Consider the following 19,326-nt stretch of genomic DNA (forward strand, 5'->3'; position numbering starts at 1 on the left):
CGTCCACCCTGCTGCATGACGCAGTACCACCCAACATACCCGCCTTCACGGCCAGGAGACGCCCCATGAAGATCCAGCTCATCGCCGCCAGCGCCATCGCTACCCTCGCGCTGGCCGGTTGTGCCACCTCGCCCGGTTACAGTGGCGGTGGTTACAACAACGGCTACAACAACGGCGGCTACGGCAACAACGGCGGCTACAACCAGGGCCGCTGCGCGGACTGTGGCATCGTCACCCGCATCAACACCGTGCCCTCGGGCCGCACCGCGCCCAGCGCGACCGGCGCGATCCTCGGCGGCATCGTTGGCGCCGTGGCCGGCCATGAAATCTCCGACCACACCGGTGGCAGCCGTGGCAACAAGAACATTGCCGCCGCTGCAGGCGCAGTCGGTGGCGCCCTGGCCGGCAACCAGATCCAGAAGAATGTGACCAGCGATACCTACGACATCAGCGTGCGCATGGATGATGGCCGCACCATCGTGGTCAACCAGCGTGACCTGGGTGGCATCCGTGAGAACACCTATGTGCGCGTGGTCAACGGCAAGGTCATCCTGCGCTGACCTGCAGCGGGCCAAAAGCAAAGAAAAAGGCCCGCTTGCGCGGGCCTTTTTTCATGCCGACGGACGGCAGGTGTTACATCGGCTGGACCTTGTCAGCCTGCAGGCCCTTCTGGCCCTGCACGACTTCAAAGCTCACACTCTGGCCTTCCTTGAGGCTCTTGAAGCCCTGGGTCTCGATGGCGCGGAAGTGCACGAACACGTCCTCGCCATTCTGCCGGCTGATGAAGCCGAAGCCCTTCGCATCATTGAACCACTTTACGGTACCGGTCTCGCGATCAGCCATCTCACTAACTCCCTTTGACTCTCTCTTGTTGTTGGAAACGCCTGGTGGGCGGCTGACAAGCAAGGGGGAAGCGAGGTGCATCGATGCAGCGGATCGGGAAGATCTTGCTTCATCAGGCCACGATCCACGGTGACCTTGCCAAGCTCAGCGACTGCAACTTAACCCGGCCAAAACGAAAAAGCAACTGGCAAAATCTTTCACTGTCAACCCCAAAACGGACTCCATACGGGACAGCATGGGACTCTCATTCATCTTGTATCTGCTAGCGGTCATTTTTGTCCTGATAGGCATCGCCGGCATCATCCTGCCGGCCCTCCCGGGCATCCCGCTGGTGTTCATCGGACTGCTGCTGGCCGCCTGGGCCGACGGCTTTGCCCACGTCGGCTGGCCTACCCTGGTCGCGCTTGGGTTACTGACCCTGCTTTCGCTGCTGGTGGACGTGCTGGCCACGGTGGTCGGCGCGCAGCGTGTCGGTGCCAGCCGCAAGGCGCTGTGGGGAACCTTCGTCGGCAGCATCGTCGGCCTGTTCTTCATGCCCATCGGCCTGTTCGCCGGACCGCTGGTCGGTGCCCTGCTCGGCGAGTACTGGCACACCCGCGAACTCGGCCGCTCGACCAGGGTCGGTCTGGCCACCTGGCTCGGCATCCTGCTTGGCCTGGCACTGAAACTGGCGGTTGTGATCGCGATGCTGGGCCTGTTCGCGTTCGCCTGGTTCTTCTGAGCCACCGGGCCTTCACGCCACGCGCACGCTGTGACCGTGCATAAACCGTGGGGCTGGCCGCGATCCGGCACAGCCGCCACACTGTGTGATTCCCGAATTCATCGAAGGGCCTGCTGCAATGACCCTCCCCACGCTGTTTCCCCGTCTGGCGCCGCTGGCGCTTGCCCTGGCCAGTGCACCGCTGGCTGCGCAGGAGTTCGCGCCCACCGCCGATACCTCACCGGCCGCCTGCGCGGCAATTACCACCGACGCGGCCCGGCTGGCCTGCTATGACCGCCTGTTCGGGCATACCCCGGAGGCTACCGCCGCCGCTGATGCTGCCGCCGAAGCGGCTGCACAGGCCCGCCGCGAAGAACGGGAGACCGCGCGCGTGAGCCAGGGCGAGGAAAAGCTGCGCGAGCGGGTGAGCGACCTGTTCCGCCCGGCGACGCCGGACAGCGCGCTGGCCAACGCCGGCCGCGGTTCGCTGCTGGACAGCCGCTGGGAACTGGCCGAGGACTCCAAGCTGGGGCCGTTCCAACTGCGCGCCTACAAGCCGGTGTACCTGCTGCCCGCCTTCTGGACCAGCGATCGCAACACCATGCCGCACTCGCCGAACCCGGCCAACAGCGTAACCACCCCGCAGGTACTCGACAGTGCCGAGCTGAAGTTCCAGATCAGCTTCAAGACCAAGATCGTCGAGAACCTGTTCGGCGACAACGGCGACATCTGGGCCGGCTACACCCAGAGTTCGCGCTGGCAGGCCTACAACAGCGAGGATTCGCGCCCGTTCCGCGAAACCAATTACGAGCCGGAAGTGATGATGGTGTTCCGCAACGGCTACTCGATCGGTGGCTGGCGCGGGCGCATGACCGGCATCGCGCTGAACCACCAGTCCAATGGCCGCGCCGACCCGCTGTCACGCAGCTGGAACCGGGTCATGCTCAACATCGGCCTGGACCGCGAGAACTGGGCGCTGGTGCTGCGTCCCTGGTACCGCATTCCGGAAAGCCGCAGCGAAGACAACAATCCGGACATCGAGGATTACATGGGCCGCGGCGACGCCACCCTGACCTGGAACCGCAATGGGCATGAGGTCTCGCTGATGGCGCGCCATTCACTGCGCACCGGAAGCCGTTCGCACGGTGCGCTGCAGCTGGACTACGGCTTCCCGATCAGCAACCTGCTGCGTGGCCATGTGCAGGTCTTCGACGGCTACGGCGAAAGCCTGATCGACTACAACCACAAGGCCACCTACGTGGGTGTGGGCGTGTCTCTGCTGGAGTGGTTCTGATGGACGTGACGATCTGGCACAACCCGGCCTGCAGCAACTCGCGCGGCGCACTGAAACTGATCCGCGATGCGGGCTTCGAGCCGGTGGTGATCGACTACCTGGGCAACCCGCCGGACGCAGCCACGCTGCGCCAGGTACTGGCCGAATCCCGGCTGCACGCACAGGAACTGGTACGCAGCAAGGAGGCGCTGTTCGCCGAACTGGGCCTGGACGGCGCCGACGACGCCACGCTGCTGGCGGCGATGAGCGAACATCCCCGCTTGATCAATCGCCCCGTGGTGCGCACGACCAAGGGCACGCGGCTGTGCCGCCCACCGGAAACAGTGCTGGAGATCCTATAGCCCGGAAAAGGGGACGGAGGGAATTAAGTCGTTTGTGCACAAACGACTTAATTCCCTCCGTCCCCTTTTTTGGTTACCGCCAGTCGGTGATGCCTTCGCGGCGGTAGACCTCGGCGAACGCCGGGCGCGCCTTCATCGAGGTGGCATGCGCCTTGAGCACCGGCCAGGTGTCACTGGGCCTGGGCATGTTGCGCGACCAGCGCATCAGCATCACCAGCATGTAGTCGACCACGCAGGGCGTGGCGCCCAGCAGGTACGGGCCGTGCGCCTGCAGGTGAGCGGCAACGTGCTGCCAGGCCGCTTCGAGCCGCTGACGCGCCCTCTCGCGGCTGGCCTCGACGTTCGCCTGGCCGGCCATTTCATGCGGATAGAACCAGGCCCGATAGGCCGGCTGCAGCGTATTGGCACACCAGAACATCCAGCGGTAGGCATCGCCACGCTGCGGCGTGCCCGGTACCGGGAGCAGGCCGGCCTCCGGGTGGCGATCGGCCAGGTACAGGGCGATGGCCGCCGCTTCGGTCAGTACCAGGCCATCGATCAACAGTGTCGGCACCACACCGGCCGGATTGAGCGCCAGGTACTGCGCCGACTTGTGCTCGCGCGCGTCGAAATCCAGCAGCACCAGTTCATGCTCGATGCCGAACTCGATCAGCAGCCAGTGCACGACCAGCGCGGCGGTACTGGTCGAACCATACAGCGTGGTGCTCATGCGGAAGATCCTGTGCAGGGGGATCAGCCGATTATGCGCCCACGCGCGCGATCGTTGCTCAGCCGCAGCTGCTCATGCAGGAATCCCGGCGCTCGCCACAGGACATCATCGGCGCGCGCATCGCGCAGTCGTGCGTCTTCAGTTCGCAGGCACGGCGCAGGTCCGGATTGTCCACGTCCTTGCAGCGTTTGTCCGGCGCCGGCACCACCTGCTGCTCGCAGTTGCTCTGGCGGCTGCCGAAGGAGTCATTCTGCGCCATGCAGCTGCGATAGCCGGCCTGGCACTGCACGCGGCATTGCGCGGATGCTGGGAAATCCGCGCCTTCGTATGACGCCGGGGTGCTGCAACCGGCCAGGGCCAGCAGCACGCCTACCACGATGAACCGATGCAGCGCCATGGACACGTCCTGTGCGAGGGTGTACCGACCGTAGCAGAACAGAGGCTACAGGCGCGTTAATCCTTCTGCCCACACAACAACGGCGCCACAGGGGCGCCGTTGTCTGCTCCGGGATGGAGGGCTTACTCCACAACCACCGGAATCTTGCCGATGCGGGCCTGCCATTCGCGCGGGCCGGTCTTGTGCACCGATTCGCCGGTGGAATCCACCGCCACGGTCACCGGCATGTCCTGCACGGTGAACTCGTAAATCGCCTCCATGCCCAGGTCGGCGAAACCGACCACCTTGGCGGCTTTGATGGCCTTGGACACCAGGTAGGCCGAACCACCAACGGCCATCAGGTAGGCCGACTTGTGCTTCCTGATCGCCTCGATCGCGGCCGGGCCGCGCTCGGCCTTGCCGACCATGCCCAGCAGACCGGTCTGCGCCAGCACCTGCTCGGTGAACTTGTCCATGCGGGTCGCCGTGGTCGGGCCGGCCGGGCCCACCACTTCGTCGCGCACCGGATCGACCGGGCCGACGTAATAGATGAAGCGGCCCTTCAGGTCGACCGGCAGTTCCTCGCCCTTGTTGAGCATGTCGACCATGCGCTTGTGCGCGGCATCGCGACCCGTCAGCAGCTTGCCGTTGAGCAGCAGGGTCTGGCCCGGCTTCCAGCTGGCCACGTCTTCCGGGGTGATCGTGTCCAGGTCCACGCGGGTGCCCTTGGACGCGTCATAGGTCAGTTTCGGCCAGTCTTCCAGCGACGGCGGGTCCAGCATCACCGGGCCACTGCCATCCAGGGTGAAGTGCGCATGGCGGGTGGCGGCGCAGTTCGGGATCATCGCCACCGGCAGGTTGGCCGCATGGGTCGGATAGTCGTTGATCTTGATGTCCAGCACAGTGGTCAGGCCGCCCAGGCCCTGCGCACCGATGCCCAATGCATTGACCTTCTCATACAGCTCCAGGCGCAGCTCCTCGATGCGGTTGGAGGCACCACGGGCCTGCAGCTCGGTGATGTCGATCGGTTCCATCAGCGCCTCCTTGGCCAGCAGCATCGCCTTCTCGGCGGTGCCACCGATGCCGATGCCGAGCATGCCCGGCGGGCACCAGCCGGCGCCCATGGTCGGCACGGTCTTCAGCACCCAGTCGACGATGGAGTCGGACGGGTTGAGCATGGCGAACTTGGTCTTCGCTTCCGAACCACCGCCCTTGGCGGCAACGATGACGTCGACCTTGTTGCCCGGCACCACCTTGACGTTGACCACACCCGGGGTGTTGTCCTTGGTATTGATCCGCTTGCCGGCCGGATCAGCCAGCACCGAGGCGCGCAGCTTGTTGTCCGGATGCATGTAGGCGCGGCGAACGCCTTCATTGGCCATGTCTTCCACGCCCATGGTGGCGTCATCCCAACGCACGTCCATGCCGATTTCCAGGAACACGGTGACGATGCCGGTGTCCTGGCAGATCGGACGGTGGCCTTCGGCGCACATCCGCGAATTGATCAGGATCTGGGCCATCGCTTCCTTCGCGGCCGGCGACTCCTCGCGCTCGTACGCGGCGGCGAGGTTCTTGATGTAGTCGACCGGGTGGTAGTACGAGATGTACTGCAGCGCGTCGGCGATGGACTGGATGAGGTCTTCCTGCTTGATCGATGTCACGGCTTGCTCGCTTGCTCGAGGCTGGCGGGGGTAATCCGCCCATTTTACCCCCTCCCCCGGCCCCGGGGTGGTAGTGCCGGCCGCTGGCCGGCAAGATTCCCCCCGACGCTCTGTCACGCCACGCGCCACTGCGGCGTCCTTGCACACATGAACGCCGAAACCGTTTTCCAGACCCACCGCCCGCGCCTGATGGCGCTGGCCTATCGCCTGCTCGGCAGCCGCGCCGACGCCGAAGACGTGGTCCAGGACGCCTGGCTGCGCTGGTCCGGCGCCGATCCCGCCAGCGTCCGCGATGCAGAGGCCTGGCTGGTCACCACCACCACCCGGCTCGGCCTGGACCGCCTGCGAGCGGCCAAGCGCGAGCGTGTCCACTATGTCGGCCCATGGCTGGCCGAACCGCTGGCGGTCACCCTGGAGCCTGACCCCTCGCCCGGCCCGGCCCAGCTGCATGCGCTGGCCGACGAGGTCTCGGTCGCCTTCCTGACCCTGCTCGAACAGCTCGGCCCCGAAGAACGCGCCGCCTTCCTGCTGAAGGAGGCCTTCGACCACGACTACCGTGAGATCGCCGATCTGATCGGCCACAGCGAAGCCAACTGCCGGCAGCTGGTGCACCGTGCCCGGCAGCGCCTGCAGGCCGGACGGCCGCGCTTCAACGCCGATGCCATCCAGCACCGGCAGTTGCTGGCGCGCTTCATGGATGCCTCGCAGCGCGGCGACAGCGAAGCGATCCAGGCCCTGCTGCACGCCAATGCGGTACTGGTCTCCGACGGCGGTGGCGTAGTCACTGCGGCGGTACGGCCCCTGCTGGGCGCCGAACGCATCGGCCGCCTGTTCTGGGCCATCGCCCGCCGCGGCGCGGCGCATCCGGCGCAGCTGGGCTACGTCAACGGCGAACCGGCGATCCTGCGTTTCCAGGGTGACCGCCTGCACTCGATCACCACCATCGAAGTGGTCGATGGTCGCATCGCCAACGTGTACAGCGTGCTGAATCCAGAAAAATTGCCGAAGGTTGTCACGCACCACGACGCTGCGGCGTCCTTGTGATGAAAGGCGGCCATCGTGGCCGCCGTGGAGCCCACGATGTCCGATCACACCTTCCCCCGCGTCCCCTACACCCGCCTGGCCGCCGAGGCCTTCAAGGGCCTGCTGGCCACCAGCCAGGCGGTGCATGACAGCTCGATCGACCCGACCCTGATGGAACTGGTGTTCCTGCGCGTGTCGCAGCTCAACGGCTGCGGCTACTGCATGGACATGCACGGCACCGCGCTGCGCAAGGGTGGCATCGAGCCGCGCAAGCTGGACACCCTGCCCGCCTGGCACGAAAGCCGCTTCTTCGATGCGCGCGAACGCGCAGCACTGGGCTGGGCCGAGGCGCTGACCCGCTTGACCGACGGAGCGCCGTCGCAAGCGGCGTTCGATGCACTGGAACCGCACTTCGATGCGAAGGGCATCAGCGACCTGAGCATGGGCATTGCGGTGATCAATGCCTGGAACCGGCTGGGTGCGGGGCTGCTGCCACCGCTGCCGTAACGGAGAGCGGGGTCGGATCCCTTCGCATGGCGAAGGGCTCTGACTCCGAGGCGCGGTGGCGGGATCAGAGCCCTTTGCGCTGCAAAGGGATCTGACCCCATATGACCCCATCTGCACGCCGTGCGCGCGCACAATGGCGGCATGCCTACTGCCGCCGCGAAGAAACCCAGCCTGCGCCAGCGCTTCAGGGCGATGCGCAATCTGCCCCCCTTCCTGCGCATGGTCTGGAAGACCAGTCCGGCGCTGACCCTGGCCAGCCTGGGGCTGCGCCTGATCCGTGCGCTGCTGCCGGTGGCGATGCTCTACGTCGGCAAGCTGATCATCGACAGCGCCCTGCACCTGAGCCAGCACGATGCCGGCTTCCCGCCGCTGGGCGAGGCGCTGTCCAGCGGCCTGCTCAATCCACTGCTGGGCTTGCTGGCACTGGAATTCGGCCTGGCCATCGCCTCAGACCTGCTCGGCCGGCTGGTCAGCTATGCCGACGTTCTGCTTTCCGAACTGTTCGCCAACGCCACCAGCATCCGCCTGATGGAACACGCCGCGACGCTGGACCTGGAGGATTTCGAAGACCCGGACCTGCAGGACAAGCTGGACCGTGCGCGCCGCCAGACCATGGGCAGGATGAACCTGATGAGCCAGCTGTTCGGCCAGGTGCAGGACGCGATCACCGTGGCCAGCCTCGCCGTCGGCCTGCTGGTCTACGCGCCGTGGCTGATCCTGCTGCTGGCGCTGGCACTGGTGCCGGCCTTCATCGGCGAATCGCACTTCAACGCGGCCGGCTACAGCCTCAACTTCCAGTGGACGCCCGAGCGCCGCCAGCTCGACTACCTGCGCCAGCTGGGCGCCAGCGTGGAAACGGCCAAGGAAGTGAAGATCTACAACCTGCACCGCTTCCTGGTGGAGCGCTACCGGCGCCTGTCGGTGGCATTGTTCCAGGCCAACCGCGCCCTGGCACGGCGCCGCGCGTTCTGGGGCACGCTGCTGGCTGCGCTGGGCACGCTGGGGTATTACACCGCCTACGCCTACATCGCATGGCGCACGGTGCGCGGGGACTTCTCGATCGGCGACCTGACCTTCCTCGCCGGCAGCTTCCTGCGCCTGCGCCAGCTGCTGGAAGGCCTGCTGATCGGCTTCTCGCAGGTGGCCAGCCAGGCGCTGTACCTGGATGACCTGTTCTCGTTCTTCCAGATCCAGCCGGAAATCCACTCGCGCGATGGGGCCGTGCGCGTGCCGCAACCGATCCGCCAGGGCTTCGTATTCGAGAACGTCGGCTTCCGCTACCCCGATGCCGAACAGTGGGCGGTGCGTCACCTGGATTTCCAGCTGCACGCCGGCGAAGTGCTGGCCCTGGTCGGCGAGAACGGCGCCGGCAAAACCACCCTGGTGAAGCTGCTGGCGCGGCTGTACGAACCGGACGAAGGCCGCATCCTGCTCGATGGCCGCGACCTGCGCGATTACGACCTGGATGACCTGCGCGCCAACCTCGGGGTGATCTTCCAGGACTTCGTGCGCTACAACCTCAGCGCCGGCGAGAACATCGGCGTCGGCCAGGTCGAGGCGATGGACGACCAGGCACGCATCGCTGACGCGGCGCGACGCGGCATGGCCGAGGAAGTCATCGACGACCTGCCCGGCGGCTACGACCAGCAGATCGGCCGCCGCTTCAAGCAGGGCGTGGACCTGTCCGGTGGCCAGTGGCAGAAGATCGCCATTGCCCGCGCATGGATGCGCAATGCGCAGGTGATGATCCTGGATGAGCCAACGGCAGCGCTGGATGCCCGCAGTGAGTTCGAGGTGTTCCAGCGGTTCAGGGAACTGGCGGATAATCGCACCGCAGTACTGATTTCCCACCGCTTTTCCTCGGTACGCATGGCCGATCGCATCCTGGTGCTGGCCGATGGCCGGATCGAGGCCAGCGGCACCCATGCGCAGCTGATGGCGCAGGGCGGCCGCTATGCCGAGCTGTTCGAGCTGCAGGCGGCGGGTTACCGCTGAGAACGCCTCTCGTTCCGCCCAATGAGAACTTGTCTCATTTGAGATAGAATCACCCCCGACGACTTTCGATAGATACGCCCATGTCCTCCGCTTTCGGCGCCGAAACGGTGCTTGAGGTCCGCCACTGGACCGATGCCTACTTCAGCTTCACCACCACCCGCGACAGCGGCTTCCGCTTCGAGAACGGCCAGTTCGTGATGATCGGCCTGGAAACCGAGGCGCGACCGCTGCTGCGCGCCTATTCCATTGCCAGTGCCAACTGGGAAGAACAGCTGGAGTTCTTCAGCATCAAGGTGCAGGACGGCCCGCTGACCTCGCGCCTGCAGCACATCAAGCCGGGCGACAAGGTACTGGTCGGCAAGAAGCCCACCGGCACCCTGCTGATCAGCGACCTGCATCCCGGCAGGAACCTGTACCTGCTGGGCACCGGCACCGGCCTGGCGCCGTGGCTGTCGGTCATCAAGGACCCGGAAACCTACGAGCGCTTCGAGAAGGTGATCCTGTGCCACGGCGTGCGCTACGAAAAGGACCTGGCCTACCGCGATTACTTCGAGAGGGAACTGCGTGAGCACGAGTTCCTCGGCGAGATGATCGGCGACAAGCTGCTGTACTACCCGGCCGTCACCCGCGAGCCGTTCGCCAACCAGGGCCGCCTGACCCAGCTGATGGAGAGCGGCGAGATGCAGCGCACCCTCGGCCTGCCGGAACTGAGCCCGGAAAACGACCGCGCGATGATCTGCGGCAGCCCGCAGATGCTGGCCGACCTTCGCACCGTGCTCGATGCCCGGGGTTTCCAGGTTTCGCCGCGCATCGGCCAACCGGGCCACTACGTGTTCGAGCGCGCGTTCGTCGAGAAATGATGCTGCAACGGCAGTGCCGGCCGCTGGCCCGCGCTTCCTGGCACCATGGGATTGCCGGCCAGCAGCCGGCACTACCTCACAGCAGCGCTTCGATCGCGCTGCGCAACTGCTCCGGCCTGGTGGTGGGCGCATGCCGCGACACCACCTGCCCCTGGCGATCGACCAGGAACTTGCTGAAATTCCACTTGATGCGGGCACTGCCGAGCAGGCCACGCTTTTCGTGCGTCATCCAGGCCCACAACGGATCAGCGCCCTCGCCGTTGACCTCGATCTTCTCCGACAGCGGAAAGCTGACCGGATAGTCCAGCGAACAGAACTGGCGGATCTGCGCCGCGTCCCCCGGCTCCTGCGCACCGAACTGGTTGCACGGGAAGCCGATCACCACCAGGCCGCGCTCGCGGTAGTCCTGCCACAACTGTTCCAGGCCGGTGTACTGCGGGGTGAAGCCACAGCGGCTGGCGACGTTCACCAGCAGCAACGGGTGGCCCTGATAACGGGCCAGCGCCTGCGGCTGGCCGTCGAGGTCACGGAAGCTGAAATCGTAGGCGCTGGTCATGATGGCGGGCCGTGGGCGGTGAATGCATGGTACCCGCGCCCGGAGCCGGCAACATGCCTTTTGACACAAGTGCGGGCGCCGCCGGCCGGGTTACCCTCGGGCCCTTGTTTGCCTTACCGGAGTCCCTGCCTTGACCACCCGCCTTGCCCTTGCCGTGGCCATGTCCCTCGGCCTTGCCCTGCCCGCCTTCTCGGCCAGCGCCGTCACCCCGTCTGCCAGCACCCATGCCCAGCAGGCCAATCCGTTCTTCGCCGAAAGCCCGCTGCCCCTGCATTATCCGCAGTTCGACAGGATCAAGGACAGCGACTTCGCCCCGGCCTTCGACGCCGGCATGGCGCAGCAGCTGAAGGAAGTGGAGGCCATCGCCAACAACAAGGCCAAGCCGACCTTCGACAACACCATCATCGCCCTGGAAAAAAGCGGTGACATCCTCGACCGCGCGACCACCGTGTTCTTCAGCCTGGTCGGCGCCGATACCAACGACACCCGCAAGAAGCTGCAGGCCGACTACTCGGCGAAGTTCGCCGCGCACAGCGATGCGATCGCGCTGAACGGCAAGCTGTTCGCCCGCATCCAGGCGCTGTATGACACCCGCAGCCAGCTGGGCCTGGACGCCGAAGGCGTGCGCCTGGTCGAGAAGTACTACGACAACTACGTGCGCGCAGGCGCCAAGCTGTCCGAGGCCGACAAGGCCAAGCTGAAGGAGATGAACGCCGAGCTGGCCAACCTCGGCACCAAGTTCAGCCAGAACGTGCAGTCGGAAGTGAACGCTTCGGCAATCACCGTCGACGACGTCAAGGCGCTGGACGGCCTGTCCAAGGAGCAGATCGCCGCCGCCGCCGAAGCCGCCAAGGCCCGCGGCCAGGACGGCAAGTACGTGATCACCCTGCTCAACACCACCGGCCAGCCGCCGCTGACCAACCTGGCCAACCGCGCCCTGCGCCAGAAGATCTACGAAGCGTCGGTCAGCCGTGGCAGCCGTGGCGGTGAGTTCGACAACACCGCGCTGGTCTCGCGCATCATGCAGCTACGTGCCGACAAGGCCAAGCTGATGGGCTTCCCGAACTTCGCCGCCTACAACCTGACCAACCAGACCGCCAAGACCCCCGAAGCGGTCAACGCGATGCTGGGCAAGCTGGCTCCGGCCGCCGTGGCCAACGCCAAGCGCGAAGCTGCCGACCTGCAGGCGATGATCGACCAGGAACAGAAGGCGGCCGGCAAGCCGACGTTCAAGCTGGAACCGTGGGACTGGGCCTTCTACAGCGAGAAGGTGCGCCAGGCCAAGTACAACTTCGACGAGTCGCAGCTGAAGCCGTACTTCGAAATGAAGAACGTGCTGGAGAACGGCGTGTTCCATGCCGCCAACCTGGAATTCGGCCTGACCTTCAAGCAGCGCACCGACCTGCCGGTCTATCACGATGACGTCACCGTCTACGACGTGTTCGATGCCGACGGCAGCCAGCTGGCGATCTTCATCTTCGACCCGTATGCACGCGCCTCCAAGCGCGGTGGTGCGTGGATGAACTCCTACGTCTCGCAGTCCAAGCTGACCGGCTTCAAGCCGGTGGTCGCCAACCACCTGAACATTCCGAAGCCGCCGGCCGGCCAGCCGACCCTGCTGACCTGGGACGAGGTGAACACCACCTTCCACGAGTTCGGCCACGCCCTGCACGGCATGTTCTCCAACGTGAAGTACCCGTACTTCTCGGGCACCTCGGTGCCGCGTGACTTCGTCGAGTTCCCCTCGCAGGTCAACGAGATGTGGGCTGACAACCCGGTCATCCTGAAGAACTACGCCAAGCACTACCAGAACGGTTCGGCGATGCCGCAGGCGCTGCTGGACAAGGTGCTGGCGGCGGCCAAGTTCAACCAGGGCTTCGCCACCACCGAGTACCTGGGTGCGGCCATGCTGGATCAGCGCTGGCACCAGATCGGCCCGGACCAGGTGCCGGCGGCCAAGGACGTGATGGCCTTCGAGCGCGCCGCGCTGGATAAGGACGGCATCTACTACGCGCCGGTTCCGCCGCGTTACAAGACCCCGTACTTCAGCCACATCATGGGCGGCTATTCGGCCGGCTACTACGCCTACATCTGGTCGGAAGTGCTCGATGCCAACACCCAGAAGTGGTTCAAGGACAATGGCGGCCTGAGCCGCAAGAACGGCGACCACTTCCGCGCCACGCTGCTGTCCAAGGGCGGCAGCGTCGACGCGATGCAGCTGTTCCGCGATTTCGCCGGCCACGAGCCGCAGATCGAACCGCTGCTGGAAAAGCGTGGCCTGACCGGCGCCGGCAACTGATCACCTGCGCGGTAGCGTGAAACGAAAACCGCCCGGGAGACCGGGCGGTTTTTTTGTTGTGGTTGGGGTCAGAGCCCTTTTCTGTGAAAAGGGATCTGACCCCGGGGTCTCCGACCCCGCGCTGGCTTCAACGTGGCGCCACGTACCCGCCCGGCACGCCATCCGGCGATAGCACCAGCTGCCACAGCTGCGCGTGCCGGCAGCGGAAGGTGGCCATCGACCCGGCCAGGTAGAAGCGCCACATGCGGCGGAAGTGCTCGTCGTAGCGCGCATCCAGCCGTGGCCACGCCGCCTCTACGTTGCGCCGCCAGGCCTGCAGGGTCAGGTCGTAGTCGGTGCCGAAGTTGTGCCAGTCTTCCAGCACGAAACGGCCTTCGAACGCCCGGGTGATCTGCGCCGCCGACGGCAGCATCGAGTTGGGAAAGATGTAGCGCGCGATCCACGGATCGGTGCGATGCCGGGAGATGTTGGTGCCGATGGTGTGCAACAGCAGCAGGCCGCGCTGCGACAGGCAGCGCTTGGCCACCTCGAAAAAGCCCGCGTAGTTCTTGTCACCGACGTGCTCGAACATGCCGATCGAGAAAATCGCATCGAACGGTTCGTCCAGCTCGCGATAGTCCTGCAGTCGGATCTCGATCGGCAGGCCCGCGCACAGGTTCCGCGCGAACTCGGCCTGCTCCTGCGAAATCGTCACGCCGACGCCACTCACACCGTAGCGCTCAGCGGCGAACTTCAGCGCTTCGCCCCAACCGCAGCCGATGTCCAGCACGCGCTGGCCCGGGCGCAGGCCCAGCTTTCGGCAGACCAGGTCGAGCTTGGCTTCCTGTGCGGCGTCGAGATCATCGGCGTTGCGCCAATAGCCGCAGCTGTAGACCAGGCGCTGGCCCAGCATGGCCTGGTAGAGATCGTTGCCCAGGTCGTAATGACGGCGCCCGACCTCGTAGCTGCCCTGCCCCGCCTGCAGGTTGAACAGGCGCGCCTTCAGCGCATCGGCCACTTCGCGCCAGCCGTGCACCCGTTCATCCAGGTGCGCCTGCATCAGGTGGGCGAGGAATTCATCCAGGACGTTCGCATCCCACCACCCTTCCATGTAGCTCTCGCCCAGGCCGAGCGAGCCTTGGCCCATGACCCGCGCGAAGAAGCGCGGGTCATGCACCTGGATGTCCTGTGGCTGGGTACCGCCGATGCGGACCCCGGCTTCGTGGAGCAGGCCGGCGACCCGCTCCTGCAACCCTGTATCCACGTCACCTCCTCGACTGCGGTCAACCGCGTGCGAACAGCTCCACGTAGTCCTTGGCCACGTGCGGCAACAGCACCGCCGCCGGTACATCGGCGGTCTGGGTGCCGTCCGAGTATGGACCCACCTGGTACGGAGGGAAAACAAAGCGCAGCGCGGTGATCTGCCCCTTGTCGTCGGTCAGTGGCTGGAACTGGCTGAAATTGTCGGCCTGCGGGCCAGTCCCGTCGGCGATCATGCGCGATGCGTTGCGCAGCGATTCCTGCAGTTGGGCCGGGTCCATGTCCTCGCCGCTGAGCCGCGTGGCCACGCGTTCGCGCAGCTGGTCGGAGACGAAATCGCTGATTGCCTTCCAGCCCTTGGCATCGGTCACCAGCTTGTCGGCACTGAGCATCTGCTGCTGCTGCGGCAGCCATACGAAGCGCGCCACCAGCGGTTCGCCATGGGCGCCACCGGTGTAGCGGCTGCCATCGGCACTGACCACCACCAGCTGCGGGGTTTCCAGCAGCTTCTCGAAGCTCAGCGACAGCTCGTAGGGCATGGTCGGCTTGTCATTGCCCAGCCCGTCCAGAGCCTGCTGCAGGTCACTGCGTGCACTCGTCGCATAACTCTGCAGCGCGCGCGCCAGGCCGGGGTAGCGGTCGATACCGGCCGGGTAGCTGATGCCCACCACTTCGCGCTCGTTGTTTTCGATCACGTCGCGCAGGTCCAGCGGCGCTTCCGTGGCCGGCGTCTCGCCGGCGGCGGTGGCTTCGGCGGCGGGCGCCGCGTCGGTTACCGGCGCCGGCTCGCTTTCACGCTGGCAACCGGCCAGCAACAGCACGCCCACCACGCCGGCCAGCACGCTGCCGTGCAGTGGCCGGTTGTTTCCAATCTTCATCGGGATCCCCTGTTCATGTTTGTACATCATCGCCTGCCATGGCTGAAGCGTGGCCCGCTGGCATTCAGCCAACGAGCAGGTCGTGGTACTCCTCGTGCCGCTGCAGGAAGGCCTCGGCGTAGGAACATGCCGGCACCACCTTGTACTTCTGCTCGCGGGCGAAACGCAGTGCCACGCGGGTCAGCTCACCGGCGATGCCACGGCCGGCGATCGGCTCAGGCACCTCGGTGTGGGTGATGACCATGCGCTTGCGCTTGATCTGGTAGTCCAGCACCGCCAGCTGTCCTCGCACACGGGCGGTGAAGCGGTGGTTGGCCAGATCGTGTTCGACCTCGTAGGCCAGACCGGGGGGCGTGACCGAAGCCATGGAACTGTCTCCTGCGGCGACTGCGTGGATGGTGCGCAGCCGGGCGCCATGATCGCGTGAAGCCTGAACAGGGGCAAGTCCAGTCCATTCACGTCAGTTTTCGCCCTCAAGCTGGAGGGTCGCCGGCCGCTATCGCCTATGGCGGGGTACGGCCAGGCTGGCACGACCCTTGCGACCGTTGATCATGCGCACCACCGTGGAGGCTCCCATGCACGCCAGCGATTCCCATTCCGATACCGACCGCGCCCTGCTGGAGGGCCTGCTGCAACTGGCGGTGGAAGGGCAGACCGAGGATCAGGATTTCCAGCGCATCGGCGAGGAAGTATTCGCCCGCCTGCTGGATACCTACGGCCACACGACCCAGGCCTGAAACCGGATACGCCAGGGTCTGATCCGCAGGATCCGACCCTGGCACGCTTCAGCCGCCCAGGCGGAAGGTCGGGTTGGAGAGTTCGCGCAGGAAGTGGTTGAAGATGCTCGGCTGCATGGCCAGCATGAAGATCACGCCGAACGCCGCACCTGCCAGGTGCGCGCTGTGGTTGATGCGATCGCCGCCGCGCTTGTCCATCCAGATGCTGTAGCCGACGTAGAACGCGGCATAGATGATCGCCGGTGCCGGGATGAAGAACACCAGGATGATCGACCACGGCTTGATCAGGATGAAGGCGAACAGGACCGCCGACACCGCACCGGATGCCCCGAGGCTGAGGTAGTTCGGATTCTTCTGGTTCTTCAGGTAGCTGGGCAGGATCGAGACCAGCAGCGCGCCGATGTAGAACGCCGGGTAGGTCAGGTAGCTGCCGGTCAGCTGCACCATCACGCTCTCGATGAATCCCCCGAAGAAGAACAGGGTGATCATGTTGAAGATCAGGTGCGACCAGTCGGCGTGGATGAAGCCATAGGTCACCAGCCGGTCGTACTGGCGATGGCGGTCGACGGCCGGCGGCCACAGGATCAGGCGATCGGCCAGCTTGCGGTTGTTGAAGGCCATCCACGACAGGATGGCGGTGATGGCGATCAACAGCAGATTGACGGGGGTCATGTCAGGCTCAGGCGCTACGGTAGTTATCGACCATACGATAGCGTTTCGCGTACCAACCGAAGGCCAACGCCGCGACGAAGGCGAAACCGGCGAAGAAGAACATCAGGAACGCCGCTTCGCTCAGGCCCGTACTGGCAATCCTGTGGGTCACGGCATCGTTGCGCACGGCAGCGTTCGACAGCAGCACCCACAGGTTGCCGATGGTGGTGGTCAGGTTCCAGAAGCTCATCACCACGCCCTTCATCGCCTGCGGCGCCTGGCTGTAGGCGAACTCCAGGCCGGTGGCCGAGACCAGCACCTCACCGAAGGTCAGCAGCGCATACGGCAGCATCTGCCAGAAGATCGACATGGCGTTGCCGCCGTCCATCACCACCTGGATGCCGCCGACCACGATCCAGGCCAGGCCGCTGAAGGCGATGCCGGCGGTCATGCGGCGCAGCGCGGTCGGCTCGAAGCCGAAGCGGCGCAGGGCCGGGTACAGCACCAGGTTGTTGAACGGAATCAGGATCATCACCAGCAGCGGGTTCAGCGCCTGCATCTGCGAGGCGGTGAACCAGCTCGGCATCTGCATCTGCTGGCCCTGCAGGACCCAGGTCGAGGCCTTCTGGTCGAACAGCGAGAAGAACGGCGTGGTCAGCGCGAAGATCACCAGCACGCGCAGCACCGAGCGCACGCCTTCCACGGCTTCGGCCGGATGCTGGCCGCGGGCGCGGTCCAGCTGCAACCAGGTACCGCCACCGATGCCGGCGAGGATGGCCACCAGCGCCAGGCACAGGCAGATCACGATGCCCAGCGAGCCGACCAGGCCGAACGAGGCCGCCGCCAGCGCCAGGCCGAGCACGGCGATCACCAGGCCCGGACGGCCCTGGCCGGCCACGCGCGTGGTCAGCGCGGTACGCACCACGTTGGCGAACGAATGCGGATCCTTCGGCGGCAGCGGCACCAGCACGTAGCGCTTGCGGCCCAGCCAGAACACGAAGGTAGCAATGAACATCAGGATGCCCGGGATACCGAACGCCCACTGCGGACCCCAGTTCTTCAGTGCCAGCGGGATCAGCAGCGAGGCGAACAGCGAGCCGAAGTTGATGATCCAGTAGAAGGCGTCGAAGACGATCTTGGCCAGGTGCTTGTTGCTCTGGTCGAACTGGTCGCCCATGAACGAGGCCACCAGCGGCTTGATGCCACCGGCACCCAGCGCGATCAGGCCCAGGCCGAGGAAGAAGCCCTCGCGGCTGTTCTCGAACAGCGCCAGGCACAGGTGGCCGGCGCAGTAGACCAGGCTGAACCAGAGGATGGTGTGGTATTTGCCGAAGAACCTGTCGGCCAGCCAGCCACCGAGCAGCGGGAAGAAATACACGCCGATCATGAAGCTGTGCATGATGTCCTTGGCTTCACCGGCACGGCCTTCCGCAGTGATTTCCTGCAGCAGCAGCGAGGTGATCAGGAACTGCACCAGGATGTTGCGCATCCCGTAGAAACTGAACCGTTCGCAGGCCTCATTGCCGATGATGTACGGAATCTGGCGCGGCATCTTTCCTTGGCCGGCGATGGGGGCGACTGCGTCGTGGCTCATCCTGTAAGGCATTCCTGCAAAGCGAAAGGCGCAAGGTTACCGGAACCGGGGCTTGCGAAGCACGCTGCAGGGCTGCATGACAACGGTGCCAATCCATGGCAGGCAGTGCAGGCCCTGCCGGAAGTCACGGCACCTGCACGACAAAAGCGTAAACTTATCGTTATGCGCCCCCTCGCCCCCGCCCGCCTCCTGCTCAGCTGTCTCGTGCTGCTGCCGGCGTTGCAGGTACAGGCGCGGCCGCAGGCGCCGGCCGCCGCCAGTGAGAGCGCGCCCCGGCAGCTGACCGTGGCCGCGCTGGAGTTGCCCAGCCGCGATGGCGCGCAATGGAAGCAACGCCGCGAGCAGGTCGCACAACTGCTGACCGACCTGCAGCCGGACGTGATCTCGGTGCAGCAGGTGCTGCAGCAGCAAGGCCGCAACCCGGCCTGCTGGCTGGCCAGCCGGCTGCGCTACAGCTGCGACTTCGTCACTGCCGACCCACCCAGCCAGCCACTGCGGCATGGCAACGCCATGCTGACCCGGCTGCCGGTGAGCGAGGACGGCGTGACCCTGCTGCATCCTCCCGGCACCTTCAGTGCGGCCGGCATGATGCGGCTGAAGCTGGGCGAGGCGCTGGTCAACATCTATGTGGCGCGGCTGCGCCCGGACCCGGACGAGGCCACCGCCCGCCAACACCAGACCAGCGACCTGATGACCTGGATCGGCGCCACCGCCGAAGGCATGCCCAGCCTGATCGCGGGCGACTTTTCGGCCAGCACGGTGGAGCTGGTGCGGAGCACGCCCGGCTTCCAGCCGGCACGGCGCAATCCCGGCGGCCGCGCCGAGCCGCCTGCAGCGAGTGGTGGCGGCGCCAGTGGCCACGGCTTGGACGTGCTGTTCCAGGTCAAGCACTTCGGCGGCATACGCCAGCAGCCGATCCTGCTGCCCGCCGACGGCGACCTGCCCGGACTGCGCCTGGGCGTGTTGGCAACCCTGCGCCTGCAGGACGCTACGGCCACGGCGGAATAGGTCGTGCCGGGATCCTGCAACAGAAAAGGCCGGGGTCTCCCCCGGCCTTTCCACT

At 65.7% G+C, this 19,326-nt stretch carries 21 protein-coding genes; 11 read left to right on the forward strand and 10 right to left on the reverse strand.

All coding sequences use genetic code 11. From position 1 onward, the window contains the following. Positions 1-65: 65 nt before the first annotated feature. The gene (locus ACM0PB_RS01260) at positions 66-560 is read left to right on the forward strand and encodes a glycine zipper 2TM domain-containing protein (protein WP_005417545.1); all 495 of its coding nucleotides are present in this window, start codon (positions 66-68) and stop codon (positions 558-560) included. Between the two features lie 73 nt (positions 561-633). On the opposite strand, the gene ACM0PB_RS01265 is transcribed toward ACM0PB_RS01260, so the two are convergent. After that, positions 634-843, reverse strand: a complete 210-nt coding sequence (locus ACM0PB_RS01265; RefSeq protein WP_005417546.1) for a cold-shock protein — start codon at positions 841-843, stop codon at positions 634-636. Positions 844-1,078: 235 nt separating this feature from the next. Here ACM0PB_RS01265 and ACM0PB_RS01270 point away from each other — a divergent pair, with 235 nt between their 5' ends. The 3 genes from ACM0PB_RS01270 to arsC all read left to right on the forward strand — a co-directional run bounded on the left by ACM0PB_RS01270 (position 1,079) and on the right by arsC (position 3,178). Further along, on the forward strand, positions 1,079-1,564 hold the full coding sequence (locus ACM0PB_RS01270; protein ID WP_171955553.1) for a DUF456 domain-containing protein: 486 nt from the start codon (positions 1,079-1,081) through the stop codon (positions 1,562-1,564). 118 nt (positions 1,565-1,682) lie between these two features. Beyond that, on the forward strand, positions 1,683-2,837 hold the full coding sequence (locus ACM0PB_RS01275) for a phospholipase A (RefSeq protein WP_171955554.1): 1,155 nt from the start codon (positions 1,683-1,685) through the stop codon (positions 2,835-2,837). After that, positions 2,837-3,178: an arsenate reductase (glutaredoxin) gene (gene arsC, locus ACM0PB_RS01280; RefSeq protein WP_005417554.1), complete on the forward strand. Its 342-nt coding sequence runs from the start codon at positions 2,837-2,839 to the stop codon at positions 3,176-3,178. The genes ACM0PB_RS01275 and arsC overlap by 1 nt, the downstream gene beginning before the upstream one ends. A gap of 73 nt (positions 3,179-3,251) precedes the next feature. On the opposite strand, the gene ACM0PB_RS01285 is transcribed toward arsC, so the two are convergent. The 3 genes from ACM0PB_RS01285 to ACM0PB_RS01295 all read right to left on the reverse strand — a co-directional run bounded on the left by ACM0PB_RS01285 (position 3,252) and on the right by ACM0PB_RS01295 (position 5,924). Continuing rightward, the gene (locus tag ACM0PB_RS01285; protein ID WP_065186067.1) at positions 3,252-3,887 is read right to left on the reverse strand and encodes a glutathione S-transferase family protein; all 636 of its coding nucleotides are present in this window, start codon (positions 3,885-3,887) and stop codon (positions 3,252-3,254) included. 58 nt (positions 3,888-3,945) lie between these two features. Beyond that, entirely contained in the window at positions 3,946-4,284 is a 339-nt protein-coding gene (locus ACM0PB_RS01290) for a hypothetical protein (protein ID WP_414604914.1), read from the reverse strand. Between the two features lie 122 nt (positions 4,285-4,406). Next, a complete protein-coding gene (locus tag ACM0PB_RS01295; protein ID WP_005417564.1) occupies positions 4,407-5,924 on the reverse strand; it encodes a fumarate hydratase in 1,518 nt (505 codons plus the stop codon). Between the two features lie 147 nt (positions 5,925-6,071). Between ACM0PB_RS01295 and ACM0PB_RS01300 the strand changes: the two genes are divergently transcribed. From ACM0PB_RS01300 to ACM0PB_RS01315, 4 genes are all read left to right on the forward strand, one after another. Then, positions 6,072-6,968 (forward strand): RNA polymerase sigma-70 factor, encoded by an 897-nt coding sequence (locus ACM0PB_RS01300; protein WP_065196642.1) that lies wholly within the window; start codon positions 6,072-6,074, stop codon positions 6,966-6,968. A 36-nt stretch (positions 6,969-7,004) separates the two neighbouring features. Then, positions 7,005-7,454: a carboxymuconolactone decarboxylase family protein gene (locus ACM0PB_RS01305; protein ID WP_053497828.1), complete on the forward strand. Its 450-nt coding sequence runs from the start codon at positions 7,005-7,007 to the stop codon at positions 7,452-7,454. 141 nt (positions 7,455-7,595) lie between these two features. After that, entirely contained in the window at positions 7,596-9,449 is a 1,854-nt protein-coding gene (locus ACM0PB_RS01310; RefSeq protein WP_053497830.1) for an ABC transporter ATP-binding protein, read from the forward strand. An 80-nt stretch (positions 9,450-9,529) separates the two neighbouring features. Further along, positions 9,530-10,309 (forward strand): ferredoxin--NADP reductase, encoded by a 780-nt coding sequence (locus ACM0PB_RS01315; RefSeq protein ID WP_005417572.1) that lies wholly within the window; start codon positions 9,530-9,532, stop codon positions 10,307-10,309. 76 nt (positions 10,310-10,385) lie between these two features. Here the strand turns inward: ACM0PB_RS01315 and ACM0PB_RS01320 are convergent, their stop codons facing one another. After that, positions 10,386-10,865 carry a glutathione peroxidase gene (locus ACM0PB_RS01320; RefSeq protein WP_053497833.1) on the reverse strand — a complete coding sequence of 160 codons (480 nt, stop codon included), beginning with the start codon at positions 10,863-10,865 and terminating at the stop codon, positions 10,386-10,388. A 130-nt stretch (positions 10,866-10,995) separates the two neighbouring features. On the opposite strand from ACM0PB_RS01320, the gene ACM0PB_RS01325 reads away from it, so the two are divergent. Then, complete coding sequence (locus ACM0PB_RS01325) at positions 10,996-13,164, forward strand: M3 family metallopeptidase (RefSeq protein ID WP_279946266.1); 2,169 nt, start codon at positions 10,996-10,998, stop codon at positions 13,162-13,164. Positions 13,165-13,291: 127 nt separating this feature from the next. Here the strand turns inward: ACM0PB_RS01325 and cfa are convergent, their stop codons facing one another. The 3 genes from cfa to ACM0PB_RS01340 are packed head-to-tail and all read right to left on the reverse strand — an operon-like array spanning position 13,292 to position 15,648. Then, the gene (gene cfa, locus ACM0PB_RS01330; protein WP_279946267.1) at positions 13,292-14,407 is read right to left on the reverse strand and encodes a cyclopropane fatty acyl phospholipid synthase; all 1,116 of its coding nucleotides are present in this window, start codon (positions 14,405-14,407) and stop codon (positions 13,292-13,294) included. A gap of 19 nt (positions 14,408-14,426) precedes the next feature. Continuing rightward, positions 14,427-15,308, reverse strand: coding sequence for a DUF3298 and DUF4163 domain-containing protein (locus ACM0PB_RS01335; protein WP_005417582.1), 882 nt, complete (start codon positions 15,306-15,308; stop codon positions 14,427-14,429). Positions 15,309-15,345: 37 nt separating this feature from the next. Then, positions 15,346-15,648, reverse strand: coding sequence for a GNAT family N-acetyltransferase (locus ACM0PB_RS01340; RefSeq protein WP_005417588.1), 303 nt, complete (start codon positions 15,646-15,648; stop codon positions 15,346-15,348). A gap of 208 nt (positions 15,649-15,856) precedes the next feature. Here ACM0PB_RS01340 and ACM0PB_RS01345 point away from each other — a divergent pair, with 208 nt between their 5' ends. Continuing rightward, positions 15,857-16,018, forward strand: a complete 162-nt coding sequence (locus tag ACM0PB_RS01345) for a hypothetical protein (RefSeq protein WP_162911592.1) — start codon at positions 15,857-15,859, stop codon at positions 16,016-16,018. A 48-nt stretch (positions 16,019-16,066) separates the two neighbouring features. On the opposite strand, the gene ACM0PB_RS01350 is transcribed toward ACM0PB_RS01345, so the two are convergent. Together ACM0PB_RS01350 and ACM0PB_RS01355 are read right to left on the reverse strand one after the other, a co-directional pair. Continuing rightward, positions 16,067-16,690 carry a rhomboid family intramembrane serine protease gene (locus ACM0PB_RS01350; protein ID WP_005417591.1) on the reverse strand — a complete coding sequence of 208 codons (624 nt, stop codon included), beginning with the start codon at positions 16,688-16,690 and terminating at the stop codon, positions 16,067-16,069. 7 nt (positions 16,691-16,697) lie between these two features. Further along, positions 16,698-18,263, reverse strand: coding sequence for a POT-type proton-dependent oligopeptide transporter (locus ACM0PB_RS01355; RefSeq protein ID WP_061477998.1), 1,566 nt, complete (start codon positions 18,261-18,263; stop codon positions 16,698-16,700). Positions 18,264-18,425: 162 nt separating this feature from the next. Here ACM0PB_RS01355 and ACM0PB_RS01360 point away from each other — a divergent pair, with 162 nt between their 5' ends. Further along, positions 18,426-19,271: an endonuclease/exonuclease/phosphatase family protein gene (locus ACM0PB_RS01360; protein WP_414604723.1), complete on the forward strand. Its 846-nt coding sequence runs from the start codon at positions 18,426-18,428 to the stop codon at positions 19,269-19,271. The last annotated feature ends 55 nt before the right edge of the window (positions 19,272-19,326 follow it).

The organism is Stenotrophomonas sp. AR029 (assembly GCF_047520695.2).
Lineage (GTDB): Bacteria > Pseudomonadota > Gammaproteobacteria > Xanthomonadales > Xanthomonadaceae > Stenotrophomonas > Stenotrophomonas sepilia.